We start from the raw sequence: 13,325 nt of genomic DNA, 5'->3' as shown, positions 1-13,325 counted from the left end.
GCTTGTAAAAGTATCAATTCGTAAATACATATAAGATGGCACCGGTTGGAGAGAGAGTCTGACCGGTGTTATTTTGTTTGCATATTACTTAATGAAAACAAGTCATACATGAAAATAATGGAGAAAAATACGATTTTTGCAGAAAAAAAAGAATAAAATAAAGAAAATTCAATAAAATAGTTGATATTTGAAACGAAATAGACAAGAACTTTCAATTATAGGCTTGCCTTTTTTGAAAAATGTTTTAAAATAGCTAATAGGAATTTTACAGGACATAACTGATTTAACCGGAATAGAATAAGTGAAAGGCACAGGTATGTAGAATGAAGAAATACAAAGATATGAGTAAAGATGAATTATTGACTTTAAAAGCCGCTCTTTTGGAGGAGTATAAGGAAGAACAGGCAAAAGGTCTGAGTCTGAACATGGCAAGAGGTAAGCCAGGATTCTCACAGCTTGCATTGTCTATGGGAATGTTAGATGAGATTAATAGTTCTTCGGATATGAGAACTTTGTTAGGAAATGATACCAGAAACTATGGTGATCTGGATGGTATCGGTGAGTGCCGTCAGCTTATGGCAGATATGATGGAAGTTAAGAAGGAGAATATCATCGTATATGGTAACTCCAGCTTAAATGTAATGTATGATACAGTATCACGTTCCATGACACATGGTGTAAATGGTTCTACTCCATGGTGTAAGCTGGACAAGGTGAAGTTCCTTTGTCCTGTACCGGGATATGACAGACATTTCAAGATTACAGAATTCTTCGGAATTGAAATGATCAATATTCCTTTATTAGAGGATGGACCTGACATGGATCTCGTAGAGGAATATGTAAATAACGATCCTGCGGTAAAGGGAATCTGGTGTGTACCAAAGTATTCAAATCCAACCGGAATCGTATATTCAGATGAAGTTGTAAGACGTTTTGCAGTATTAAAGCCTGCAGCAGAAGACTTCAGAATCTTCTGGGATAACGCATACTGCATCCATCATTTATATAAGGACAAGCAGGCAGAGATCTTAAATATTTTAGATGAATGTGAGAAAGCTGGAAATCCTGATATGGTATACATGTTTGCTTCTACATCTAAGATTACATTCCCTGGTTCTGGTATCGCAGCACTTGCTACATCTCCAAGAAATGTTGAATTTATCAAGAAGCAGCTTACTGTTCAGACAATCGGACATGATAAGATCAACCAGCTTCGTCATACAAGATTTTTTAAGAACATCGATGGCATGAAGGCTCATATGGATAAGCATGCAGATATCTTAAGACCAAAGTTTGAAGCAGTTCTGAATGAATTTGACAAGGAACTTGCAGGACTTGAGATCGGCTCATGGATAAGACCGGTCGGTGGATATTTTATTTCATTTGATGCATTAGAGGGCTGTGCAAAGAAGATTGTAGCAATGTGTAAGGATGCAGGAGTTGTTCTGACAGGCGCAGGTGCAACCTTCCCATACGGTAAAGATCCAAAAGACAGCAATATCCGTATCGCACCATCCTTCCCATCTGTTGAGGAGATGGAAGCAGCTTCAAAGATCTTTGTTCTTTGCGTAAAGCTGGTCAGCATCGACAAATATCTGGGTGAAGAATAAGTAATAAATAATCGAATAGAGGACATATAGAAACAACATTAACGTGTTAAAAATAAGATTATCAGAAGGTAGTCTTATGGCTGGCATGTTGATGTTGTTTTTTGTCGAATAAAAAGGCCAGACGATTGATTTATGGGCAAAAATCTTATATTATATTGTTTACAGACATAATGCATTATGCGAAAAAGAGGGGGACATATGATGAAGATTGCCATATGTGATGATGAAAAAGAATTCCGTGATCTGATACGGGTATATATAGAAGACTATCTGAATACAAAGGATATTCTATATACAATCGATACATTCATTTCCGGGGAGAAGTTTCTAAATGAGACATTCCCTTCTGAGTATTCTATTATATTCCTTGATATAAATATGGAAGGCATGGATGGTATTACAACAGCAAAGAAAATCCGTGAGAGGGGAATTAACAGTTATATTGTATTTGTGACGGCATATATAGATTATTCTCTGGAAGGATATAAGGTTGGTGCTGTTCGTTACCTTTTAAAAAATGGATATAATCTGCAGGTGGCAATGGAAGAGTGTCTGGATGCCATTTTGGAGAAAAAGAGAGAGAACAATGCCAGAAAAAAGTTTCCATTTAAGGAAGGACAGACAGAGGTTCTCTTTGCTCAAATTCTCTATATTGAAAGTAAACTACATAAACTGGAATTTCATATTCTGGAAAATGAAAAAATACGAATTTATACTATGTACGGAACAATGAATGAACTGGAAGAAGAGCTGGAATTATATCATTTTGTCCGAGTACATCAAAGCTATCTTGTAAATTTACAATATATCAGACAGGTATCAAGATACAAAGTTACACTTTATGATGATGAGACAATTTCAATACCAAAAGCCCGATATAAAGAGGTTCAGGCAGTATTTGTAGCATATAAAGGAGAAATATAATATGTTTGAATGGATAAGTAGTCTGGCTCTTGTTATATTTGAAGTAATCTGCTGCGTGATGTTTTTTGAAAGCTTTTGTAAAGAACAGGAGAATTGGAAAAAATGGCATAAATATGCACTGATAGGAATACAGACAGCGGAGTTTTTTGCATGTGGAATGTTTTTATCACAGTGGATCATTATAAAACAGATTGTAGGTGTGCTTATGATAGTCATAAATATGTGTGTCTATTTTGGAATCAGCATACCAAAGTCCGGTATATTGTCTGTGTTGTACACAAGTCTGGTATGGGGAGCAGATTATCTGGTATATGCCGGAAATAGCATTATGTTTTCACGGGCTGGGGAGGTACAGTCTGGATATGCACTTAAAGGAAACTTATTGGTTATATGCGCAAAACTTATATTGTTTGTATTTGTTATACTGATTCGCAGACGGTTTCAGAATAAATCATCTGATATATTAAATGATGCAGAATGGGTCAAATTTCTTGCGTTCCCAATATTTACAATTTTAACTGTATCTGGAATGATTGCAGTATCTTCTGGAGTTAAGAATCAGATGCAGGAAAGGGTGATGTATCTGATCGCATTCGGAATGGTCGTTATGAATATATTTGTGTATTATCTGATCAGTGATATTATGGAGCATGAAGCAAAGCTGCATGAAAAAGAAATACTTGAAATGCAGGAAAAAAATCAAGTTGAGTTGTATCATTCTATGCTGGAGCATTATGAACAACAGAAACGAAGGTCACACGAATTCAAAAATCATATCTTGTGCATGGAGACGCTTGCGAGAGAGAAACAATATGATGAACTGGTAAAGTATTTGAATCAGATAAGTGAACAGATTGTAGATGGTGACAGACAGATCGATACAAATCATATCATTGTAAATGCGATATTGAATGCAAAATATAATGAGGCAATAAAGAAGAATATTCTTTTTATTTTGCGGGTAAATGACCTGTCAAAGCTTCAGATCCAAAATGATGATCTGGTTGTTTTGCTGGCAAATTTGCTGAATAATGCGATTGAGGCGTGTGAAAGCTGTAAAGAGAAACGACAGATTAAATTCCGTTTCACCAGAGAAAAAGATGGAACTACTATTCTATCTGTAAGAAATACATATAGCAGACCTCTTGTATTTCAACAGGATGAATTGAAAACCAGTAAAAAGGATCAGCCGGAGGAACATGGAGTAGGTGTGAAGAATATAATTAAGGTTGTTGAGAAGTACAACGGTTCCTATGTTATTCAGCATGATGCTGGTGAATTTTATATATCGATCATACTGTAATGAATGAACATAATCCGATATGGTTATCGCATATAGAGTGGTAACTATATCGGATTTTGCCGTTTTCTGCAATATTTGGTCGTTTTCTGCAATATGGGTTGTAGGCAGTATGGGAAAATTATATATTGAGGATGGAGGAGGTGTAGAGTGTGGTTGCAAGGTTCGCAGAGCATCTGGTAGATCAGTTTGAAAAAGAGAAATTAATGGATCATACGATGAGAGAACATTACATTTATGCAGTGGTCTCAATAATTGAACGTTTTTTGACGGTGGGATCCATAATATGTCTGGGATTTATTCATAAAAATGTGGATTTAACAGTTCTCTTTATGATCTTCTTTTTTTCCTTACGAAAAAGAACTGGAGGATATCATGCAAAGCATTATTGGCAATGTTATATTATGACAATAATTGTGTACATGACAGTTATGTATCTGTGTCATCATGTGCAGGAAGTGGCCTGTTTGATATGGATTCTGCTCGGAATATCAGTTGTGGTTATCAGCGTTATAGGCACAGTAAATCATCCAAATCTTGATCTGGATGCAGAAGAAATGCAGATATCGCAGAAATCAGCCCGATATGTATTGCTGATAGAATGTGGAATTTTATGTATAGCATGGTATCTTCGTATAGATAATTCTTATGTATATTGTATGATGCTTGCAGTCATACTGTGCGGCTTTCTCATGATACTGGCAAAATTATTGGAACAGGAGGTGAAGAGGGATGAAGCATGAAGTAAAGAAAAACATTCTGAAAGGTGCAGAAAAAATCGTAAATGCTGAGGTAAAAAAGAATAATGATACTACAGCCTGGTGTTTTGGATTTTTCCACCAGCCGAAAAGACCTAAGAAGATGTAGTAGATCAGAAATTGTATTATTGGGAGGTGTTTTTATGAAAAAGAGTAGTTTAAAACGAAGAAGAAATATTTCAATTTTAGTGCTGGCATTAGTATTTACTTGTTTATTTAGTAGTATATCTTATGCAAGTGGAGCTGGTTCTGCAGCTAAATCAGGAACTTATTGTCAGGTTGCAGGAGCTTTTTCCCAGAGCAGTTCAAATAGTTCAAAGATATCTGGGCTAGCAAGTGTCAAAAATTTATATGCAGGTAAGGTATATACAACTTTAAGTGTAAGAATGTATGATACAAAAGGAAAACTACAGGATAGCAAATACTATAGCCGTGTATTATCAAGTAAAGGACAGTTACAAACCGATCTTATTCAGACAAATCGTTCTTATAAGGTTAAAGCGACAGGATCTGTATATAGAGGCCCTAGTGTATCATCTGGGCAGTTGGAATCAGTGACTATAACTATTAATTAAAATTGTACAGAATTAAAAAATGGGTAGGTGGTTTAATGTATTTTAAGTATACACTGAAAAATATAAAATCCTTTTTTATAAACAATTTTATAATTTTTATATTGCTTGTAATCAGTACAATTACATCAGCTATTGTCATTTTTTTCTCGTATGGCGTATATCAGAATTATAATACTATATTAAGTTATAAGGAAGATGACTTGTCTGATGATTATATAGGGATTAACTATGTAAATACCGGTTCTGAATATGTTACAAAAAGGGACTTATTAAACTGCCTGTCTGAAATTGATGATATAAGTAATGAATTGCGGGAACAGATTATACAATATGATGTAGAAGGAATAATTGATAATAATTCCTATGAATTTAAGTTTTTATACTGTGATGGAAAATTTAAAGTAGCAGAGGAATTTAAGGAAAATCTTAAAAAATATGATAATTTGACAGAAGGAACTTACTGGTCTGATTATGAGGAAGCAAATGGCATATGCGTTGCTCTTATTTCTGATCCGGCTGTATTTGGAGAGATTTCAGCATTGGATTCGATTAAGTATGTCAACCAGCTTAAAATTGGTGGAAAAATATATGACATAATTGGTAAACAGGCTTGGAATGAAAAAGGGGCTATGTTTCCTTTCTCAACGGTAGCAGATGAACAGCTTCTGACAAGTACATTAATTTCTTTTAATTCTGCGGTTTCAGTAAAGACCTATAATCAAATAAGAGATGTTTTCAATAATTATATGGGGGATAAAGCAGTTTTTGAAGAAATTAGAACTATTGATAAAGATACATATTATACTTATAAAACAGTTATTTTGATATCGGTATTTATCGCATTAATAGCCGCAATAAACTTTATGATTTTATATAGATATATTATGTCAACAAGAAAAAGGACAACTGCAATTTTTAGAATTTTGGGATTGACCCCTGCTAAATTGAATTTTATGAATATGAGCGAGTGTATAATTCTAATTGTTCCGTTTTTTATTTTAGGTATGGTGTTGTACCAGACAGTATTTTTGCCACGTTTACATACCTATTTTGTATATATGCAGGATGCATATACCCCGTTTGTTTATTTCCTTTTGTTTGTAATATTTATTAGTGTTTCGCTTATTGTTATTGGTATCATGCTATTGGTAATGAGCAGAAAAAGAATTCTTGAATTAATAAAGGACAGGGGGTAGGGGCAAATGTTAAAAATCGGTTTTTATGAACTAAAAAATAATATATGGATTAATATATTGATATGTATACAATTGGTTATCGTTTTTGTTCTTGCCATAGCAACTTCTTCAATTATTGTTTACCATTACAAATATTATAATAATTTCAGGGATTATTTTGAATCAGATGGATATTTGTATAATCTGGATTCTTTTTATCTGAATGACAATAATCTTATAGCCACAGATTCGAAAGATATAGAGAAATTGTTATCCAATGCTGATGTAGTTGCAAGTTATGAACCCGTGGTTAATTATTATGATAATAACGGGGACAGACTTGAATTTGTATCTATGGCGTATGATAGGGAAATAATTGACCGTCATACGCCTGAGTTATCGGAAGGAATATGGTTGAATTCAATTTCTGAAGATGCTGACTACATTGAGGCTGTTATTTCGCAAAATAACTATAATATAAAGGTTGGAGATACAATCTTTATGAATAATATTTTTTATGAATATCCTGAAAAACTAATAAAAATAAAGATTGTTGGTGTTTTAGAGGATAATGCAAGAATTGTAGGATATACAAAAAATACATATAGAAATAGTCGGGATTATAGTGATATATATTGTGATTATAGTTTGGATAATGAAGAAATTCCAATGTTGATAATGAGTGAAGAAAGTATAAAATGTTACCATGAGCAATATGAGGTAGAAGCGTTTGTAAAAGGTTGGGTCTTTGTAACATTTTCAGATAATATAACAGAAACTCAAATAATACAAAATGAAAAAATATTAGGAAATTATGCACAAATTATAACTAAAGAAGATTTAGAGGAGATTGCTATAAAAAGTCAGGTCAGACTTCGAGAAAAACTGATTGCTATATTTCCTATTTTTATTGGAGTTTTTGTTCTTACAATTATTAGTTCCTTGTGTTCAGGCGCTGTTTCAGTTAAAAAACAAATGAAAAATTATGCAATATACAGTATATGTGGAATGCCTTGGCAGCGATCTGCCAGTATATCCGTTATTGCTACCAGTATTTTGGCAATAATTTCATTTATTATAAGTATAGTGTGTATTTTTATAATAACAACTATTAATAAAGTGACAACAATAAATTTGGGAATCGTACAATTGGCGGTATGTGTAGGTGTTGCTTTAATTTATTGTATTATATCAGCTTTGTTGCCATCACTTATCATTAATGGAACAAGTATAAAGGAAATATTAAGGAATAATGAATAATTCATTTGAAAGGATGTAAGAAAGTGATTAAATTAATTGGTATTGAGAAAAGCTTTAACCCGGGTAAGTCAAATGAACTTCATGTTTTAAAGGGAATATCAACAGAAGTAAAGGATGGAGAACTTGTTGCTATTGTGGGAAAGTCAGGGGCAGGTAAATCTACGCTGTTACACATAATAGCCTGTATAGATAGCTATGACAGTGGTGAATATTATATTGATGATCTTCTTATTAAAAATATGAGTGAAAAAAAATTAGCGAATATAAGAAATGAGAAAATCGGAATTGTAATGCAGGATTTTTCATTGGTTGAGGATTTCACAGTTTTGGAAAATATAATGATTCCGCTTGACTTTGCAAAAAATAAGCGTCCAAACGCAAAAGAGTTAGCAAAAGAAGTATTAAAGCAAGTAAATATGGAAAACTTTGCAAAAGAAAAAGTTAGAAATCTATCAGGCGGGGAAAAACAGCGAATTGCAATTGCGCGTGCTATTATTAATAATCCTAGCTTAATTCTGGCAGATGAACCTACTGGTTCGTTGGATTCAGCCAATACTGAAGCGATAATGGATCTTTTCTTTTCTCTAAATAAACAAGGTAAAACAATTATTATTGTTACGCATGATAAAGAATTAGCGGAAAAATGTCATAGAATAATTGAAATTTCAGATGGTCGAATTATATAGGATTTTAAGTTAAAAATTTATCTTGTAGAGATAATCTGGAAGAAAGGTAAAAAGATGGTGTGGAATATACCAGCTTCAAAAGTTAGATTTGAAAATCTAATATTGAAGTTTGATATATTCTGCATCATTTTTTTGATATATACTATATGGCTTATAGTATGAACTGATTTCTAGGATGTCTGGTTGCCAGAATATTACGTTGTTTGGCGACAGCTACATGAGTATATATTTCGGTTATTGTGATCGAACTGTGACCAAGCATTTCTTGTATATATCGAATATCCACATCTGCATCCAAAAGGCTGGTTGCAAATGTATGCCGAAACATATGTGGTGTAATATGCATATCAATAGATGCAAGTTCTGTGTATTTATTTATCATACGCCGCACAGCCTGATCGGATAAGGGGTTTGCAGCCTGATTAACAAAGAAAGAATCGCAGGCGAGTATTTCTTTTTGAAAAGTTATCTTATATTTTTTCAAAATACAAAGCACAGATTCATTTCCAATCTGGATGCGGCGTTCCTTTGATCCCTTTCCATAGATTAGAATTGTTCCGTCTTGCAGATCAATGGAATCATTGTGAAGAGAGCAAAGCTCGGAGATTCGAATACCCGTTGCAAAGAGTAGTTCCAGTACGGCAGTATCTCTTAATGCATTTTTTCGTTGATATTCTGTTGGAGCCAGTGTTTGCTGTCTGTGTGCTACAGACAGAAGCGTTTCGACAGTAGCTAATGGGATTGTTTTTGGTAAAATAATAGGTTCGCGAAAACGCAGTTGAAGCTTATCGAATGGATTTTGAGGCAGAAAATCCTTATATAACAGGTAATGAAAAAAGGCTTTTAATGAAGCAATTTTCCGTTTTACCGTTCTTGGTTTATATTGTTCGTGAAGACCTGCAACATATTCCTCTAAAAGATCGGGAGTGATATCTGTAATGTCGGAAGGAATTTGTGCATGTGCAAATTGTGCCAGATCAATCCGGTATGCTTTTAATGTTTTTTCATCCAGTCGCTTCTGGTTCTTACAGTAGGTGAGATAGTTTTGAATGTGTGTAGATAAAAGAGTCGTAGTCATTTGTATCTGTTCTCCTTAAAATTATTTATTAGATGCACTTCAAGATAGATCCGATATAAGTCCGGTATGGATTTTAACAAGGTCATTTTGCTGTGCATAGAATCTCCGTAGCAGGGTTCTGCCTTGTCTAGTATATATTCTGGAATTTATAAAATGGAAGGATACAATCGAAAAATAAGAGAAATATGGTCATTTTCTGCAATATATGGTCGTTTTATGCAAAACGGTTGATTTTGCATGGGATTGGGGATAGATTGGAGGGGAAGGAAAGTAAAAAATAAGTGATGGATAATAAATTGTTATACAGTGCTTACAAGGAGAAATTTTATGAAACCAATATATTTTAATGATTTAATAAACCTATGTACAGAGCTTTCAATACAAGAAAATAAATTATTACCCCTATGTGCTGCAGAAAACGTGCTTTCTCCTTTTAGTAAAATTCCTCTAGATACGTTTTTACAGGAAAAGTATATTATGGGTGGAGTAATGAATTATCAAAATGAAAGTAATTTTGTTGGCAGCAAAAAATTATATAAACTATATGAGTTATTATCGCTTCAATGTAATAATTTATATGGATGTAAATATGCTGATGCACGTACTTTATCCGGTGTTAATGCTGTTATGACTTTATTAATGAGCTTATTTTCTGCTGGTGATACAATTCTGATTTCTTCGGAAGATTGTGGTGGACATGGATCAATGCCTAAAATTTGCCATAGGTTAGGAATTAATACTATAGAGTTACCTTATAATTATGATACATATGATTTTAATTATGAAGAAATAAATAAACTATTAAGAACGCAAAGAATAAATGGTATATTAGTATGTCTCTCAGATATCATAATTATGCCACAACTAAAAAAAATTAATCTTCCTGAAAACTGTATTTTAATATTTGATGCCACACAGATACTTGGACTAATTGCAACAAATAATATAGAGAACCCTTTATATTGGTTTAGTGATGAGCAAAAATTTATTTTAATGGGTGCAACACATAAAACATTGCCGGGACCTACTTGTGGTTTAATCATGACAAATAACTTAAAATTAGCTCGTCAATTTGATACATTAATAAATCCTGATTATTTGAGAAACAGCCAGTTGCATCATATATTAAGTTTAATACTAACATTAATGGAACTAGAAATATATGGTAAACAGTATAGCTTTTCCATTATAAATAATGCAAATATACTAGCAAAAGCACTCGACATATATCAATTTAATATAATCCAAGTACCACCCAAATATACATATACACATCAAATTTTTATTTCTATGCCTCAAAATAAAGCGGAAATGTTTTATAATAAATGTTTAGATTATGGAGTAAGTATTAATTTTAGAAATAAAAAGATATATAGAACATGCGGATTGCGCATAGGAACACAAGAAATTTCAAGATATGGATGGAATGAAAAAGAAATGTTTATTATAGCTGAAATCTTAAGAGATATCCGGGATAATGTACATTTATCCCAAGATATCTCGCAAAAAATCAACACACTTTCAGCAAACAAAAAAATATTTTATACATTTGATAATAACTTGTATGATATATTATATTCTCAATTACATAACCGTTAACTTAAGATTATATTTCTCAGATTTGCTTTTAGAAGAATAGAAAAGCAAATCTGAGTATTGCATTTTCTTCCAATATAAAGATAATTCTTTAGGAATAGCCTCATTTGCAATAATATATTTTATATATATAGCATAATTATAATTAATATTTAAATTCAAATTGCGGGTTTCTATAATAATTGTTCTAAGCATTTCAATATTTATTTCATAACCATATTTCAAATTTAATAACATTATGCCAAGTTGGGAGTTGCTTTGTAAATTATAGTCATGTACTCTCTTTGCAAATTGTTCAGCTTCTGAATAAAATGCAAGACTTTTTTCATAGTTATTTAATTTATTATCATATATTCTATATACTTCGGCTAATTCAAAATATATATCATATTTAATGCGCAGCGAAGTTACTTCTAATAAATTTATCGCTTCTCGAAGTGTTTTTTCTGCCATATAAGGATCCTTACAAATTTTGTATTCATAAATTGCTTTATGTCTTATTACATAAGGTTTCCATATTTCGTTTTTATCATCATTACATATAATTTCATTTATTGTTTCAAAAGAGTTTTTGTAATTATAATTCTTATCTCTCTGAAACATTTTAATAGATGCTGCAGAATAAATTGAACGTATTCTTATTTTATCATTTTTATAACTCGTAGATTTTGCTAAATCTGAAAAAACAGTAAAAGCAAGATTTAAATCTTCACCTATATGTCTTAAACAATGTGCATATAAATACTGGCATTTAATTTTCTGATCTATAGTAGAAGATTTTTTCAATAAAGCCTGTGAAAACGAAATTGCATTTTGAAAGTAATTCGTTAAGTGGTCAAGATCAGCTAACAAATATTGATATTCAAAAGTTATATTACTATTGATATTCAAAAGATTAAATTGGTTATCACAATTATCAACTACTTCTCTAGCTTTGTTATATAACCCAAGTTCAAGAAGTGCCTTTAAATAATAATAACGAATATATATCCAACATTCTTTATCTTCATATAAATTTGAATTTATCTGTCCATTAACTTCTAATTCACCTAAATCTATTAATAAATAAAAATTATTATTCACATATTGATCATGTAATATCTTTTTAATAAGCGCATAATCATATTTAAAATCAGATTTTAAAGCTGCGAATAAAGCAATATACGAAACACTTGAAAATCTTTTATAATATTGATAAATTTTTTTATAGCTCTCATTTTTGTAGTTTGATAAAAAGTCTAGACATTTGAGAGAAATCAATTTATCAGCATATATTTTATTTCTTTGTACATTAATTAATGAATATGTACTTAGTCTTTTTATAATAGGTTGTGTTATTCGATTATCTATTCCATATATAGCTTTTTCTTTTATTCCATCTTGTAAAAATTGACTAAGACAAATTATTAATGATAATGATCTCTTTTCAAGGTCATTTAATGAATATATTAATTTTTCAATATAATTTTCAAGATTTCGATAATCTGTTATTTTAATACCTTTCGTATATGCTTCAACGCTATAACGTGCATATACAGGGTATCCATTTGATAATATTGATATTTTTTTTCGATCTTCTTTTTCTATTTCTGTATTATAACTAATTGCGAGTAACTTTATCTCATTTTCACCGAATTTGCTTGGACAAATGTGAAAATCATCATCATTACTATCTACAGCAATAATCACTTGATTACTCTTTTTGCAGTTTATAAATGCTTTGGCAACTTCTGTGCATTCTAATAAATCAATTTCATATATATTATCAATAAACAAAATACAATTTTTTTTAAGAGTAGCATTATTAAGTTGCTGACTAATATCCGTCACGGAGGCATTGGAATGCCCACAAAATTTATTAGATAAAGCCTGTATTATAGTCTTAGTACGATTATTATTATAATAAAAAGCGGCATATGATTTCCATTTTTTCTTATCTGTAAAGTTAATTCTATCACATGACATTTTCATGAACAATGTTTTACCCATTCCAAATCTACCGTTAATATATATTATCCGGTCTGGCTCATTTTGTATCAAATTTAATAATTTTATGTATTCCATTTCTCTATCTACAAAATGTTCATCATTCAGATATTGTTCAATTAAAGTGCTTTTATGAGATTTATCAAATAAATATGTCCAAAACGTTAAAATTAATGTAAGCAGAATACCTATTAATGTAGCAAAAACGCCGGCATTTCCAGAATCATTTTTATATAAATAATAAATAGTACCACAAGAAAATAATATACAAATTATAATAAGTCCCACTATAATGCTTATTTGAAAATATAATTTGCATTTTTTCATAAACATGACCTTTCTTTAACCCTTAACTAATAATGGATAACAATTTATTA

General features: G+C 31.5%; 12 protein-coding genes. 10 read left to right on the top strand and 2 right to left on the bottom strand.

Annotated features, from left to right (window positions below; genetic code table 11):
* Positions 1-323 precede the first annotated feature (323 nt).
* The 9 genes from OCV60_RS00565 to OCV60_RS00525 all read left to right on the top strand — a co-directional run bounded on the left by OCV60_RS00565 (position 324) and on the right by OCV60_RS00525 (position 8,288).
* Entirely contained in the window at positions 324-1,610 is a 1,287-nt protein-coding gene (locus OCV60_RS00565; RefSeq protein ID WP_021944438.1) for an aspartate aminotransferase type Ic, read from the top strand.
* A 201-nt stretch (positions 1,611-1,811) separates the two neighbouring features.
* Positions 1,812-2,534, top strand: coding sequence for a LytR/AlgR family response regulator transcription factor (locus tag OCV60_RS00560; protein ID WP_243100724.1), 723 nt, complete (start codon positions 1,812-1,814; stop codon positions 2,532-2,534).
* 1 nt (position 2,535) lies between these two features.
* A complete protein-coding gene (locus tag OCV60_RS00555; RefSeq protein WP_262528984.1) occupies positions 2,536-3,837 on the top strand; it encodes a GHKL domain-containing protein in 1,302 nt (433 codons plus the stop codon).
* Positions 3,838-3,986: 149 nt separating this feature from the next.
* Positions 3,987-4,577, top strand: coding sequence for an accessory gene regulator B family protein (locus tag OCV60_RS00550; protein WP_262528982.1), 591 nt, complete (start codon positions 3,987-3,989; stop codon positions 4,575-4,577).
* Positions 4,567-4,701 carry a cyclic lactone autoinducer peptide gene (locus OCV60_RS00545; protein WP_117784661.1) on the top strand — a complete coding sequence of 45 codons (135 nt, stop codon included), beginning with the start codon at positions 4,567-4,569 and terminating at the stop codon, positions 4,699-4,701. Before OCV60_RS00550 ends, OCV60_RS00545 begins: the two co-directional genes overlap by 11 nt.
* Positions 4,702-4,735: 34 nt before the next feature.
* The gene (locus tag OCV60_RS00540) at positions 4,736-5,167 is read left to right on the top strand and encodes a hypothetical protein (RefSeq protein ID WP_117784662.1); all 432 of its coding nucleotides are present in this window, start codon (positions 4,736-4,738) and stop codon (positions 5,165-5,167) included.
* 200 nt (positions 5,168-5,367) lie between these two features.
* Positions 5,368-6,363 carry an ABC transporter permease gene (locus tag OCV60_RS00535; RefSeq protein ID WP_181985681.1) on the top strand — a complete coding sequence of 332 codons (996 nt, stop codon included), beginning with the start codon at positions 5,368-5,370 and terminating at the stop codon, positions 6,361-6,363.
* Between the two features lie 6 nt (positions 6,364-6,369).
* Positions 6,370-7,602, top strand: coding sequence for an ABC transporter permease family protein (locus tag OCV60_RS00530; protein ID WP_117784664.1), 1,233 nt, complete (start codon positions 6,370-6,372; stop codon positions 7,600-7,602).
* A 23-nt stretch (positions 7,603-7,625) separates the two neighbouring features.
* Positions 7,626-8,288, top strand: coding sequence for an ABC transporter ATP-binding protein (locus OCV60_RS00525; protein ID WP_117784665.1), 663 nt, complete (start codon positions 7,626-7,628; stop codon positions 8,286-8,288).
* A gap of 151 nt (positions 8,289-8,439) precedes the next feature.
* Here OCV60_RS00525 and OCV60_RS00520 read toward each other — a convergent pair whose 3' ends face one another.
* The gene (locus OCV60_RS00520) at positions 8,440-9,366 is read right to left on the bottom strand and encodes a tyrosine-type recombinase/integrase (protein ID WP_021944128.1); all 927 of its coding nucleotides are present in this window, start codon (positions 9,364-9,366) and stop codon (positions 8,440-8,442) included.
* Between the two features lie 327 nt (positions 9,367-9,693).
* Between OCV60_RS00520 and OCV60_RS00515 the strand changes: the two genes are divergently transcribed.
* Complete coding sequence (locus OCV60_RS00515) at positions 9,694-10,965, top strand: PLP-dependent aminotransferase family protein (protein ID WP_118675559.1); 1,272 nt, start codon at positions 9,694-9,696, stop codon at positions 10,963-10,965.
* On the opposite strand, the gene OCV60_RS00510 is transcribed toward OCV60_RS00515, so the two are convergent.
* Positions 10,951-13,275 carry a P-loop NTPase family protein gene (locus OCV60_RS00510; RefSeq protein WP_186847274.1) on the bottom strand — a complete coding sequence of 775 codons (2,325 nt, stop codon included), beginning with the start codon at positions 13,273-13,275 and terminating at the stop codon, positions 10,951-10,953. The genes OCV60_RS00515 and OCV60_RS00510 overlap by 15 nt on opposite strands.
* Positions 13,276-13,325: the final 50 nt, after the last annotated feature.

The sequence above is a fragment of the Coprococcus ammoniilyticus genome (assembly GCF_025567345.1).
GTDB lineage: Bacteria > Bacillota > Clostridia > Lachnospirales > Lachnospiraceae > Coprococcus > Coprococcus ammoniilyticus.
Note: the sequence above shows the minus strand (reverse complement) of the source record. Positions and strands in the feature narration are given on the sequence as shown.

Bases quoted from the DNA above. Each gene is read 5' to 3' on its own strand.
- OCV60_RS00565 (WP_021944438.1), top strand. From the start codon at position 324: ATGAAGAAATACAAAGATATGAGTAAAGATGAATTATTGACTTTAAAA.
- OCV60_RS00560 (WP_243100724.1), top strand. From the start codon at position 1,812: ATGAAGATTGCCATATGTGATGATGAAAAAGAATTCCGTGATCTGATA.
- OCV60_RS00555 (WP_262528984.1), top strand. From the start codon at position 2,536: ATGTTTGAATGGATAAGTAGTCTGGCTCTTGTTATATTTGAAGTAATC.
- OCV60_RS00545 (WP_117784661.1), top strand. From the start codon at position 4,567: ATGAAGCATGAAGTAAAGAAAAACATTCTGAAAGGTGCAGAAAAAATC.
- OCV60_RS00540 (WP_117784662.1), top strand. From the start codon at position 4,736: ATGAAAAAGAGTAGTTTAAAACGAAGAAGAAATATTTCAATTTTAGTG.
- OCV60_RS00530 (WP_117784664.1), top strand. From the start codon at position 6,370: ATGTTAAAAATCGGTTTTTATGAACTAAAAAATAATATATGGATTAAT.
- OCV60_RS00520 (WP_021944128.1), bottom strand. From the start codon at position 9,366: ATGACTACGACTCTTTTATCTACACACATTCAAAACTATCTCACCTAC.
- OCV60_RS00515 (WP_118675559.1), top strand. From the start codon at position 9,694: ATGAAACCAATATATTTTAATGATTTAATAAACCTATGTACAGAGCTT.
- OCV60_RS00510 (WP_186847274.1), bottom strand. From the start codon at position 13,275: ATGAAAAAATGCAAATTATATTTTCAAATAAGCATTATAGTGGGACTT.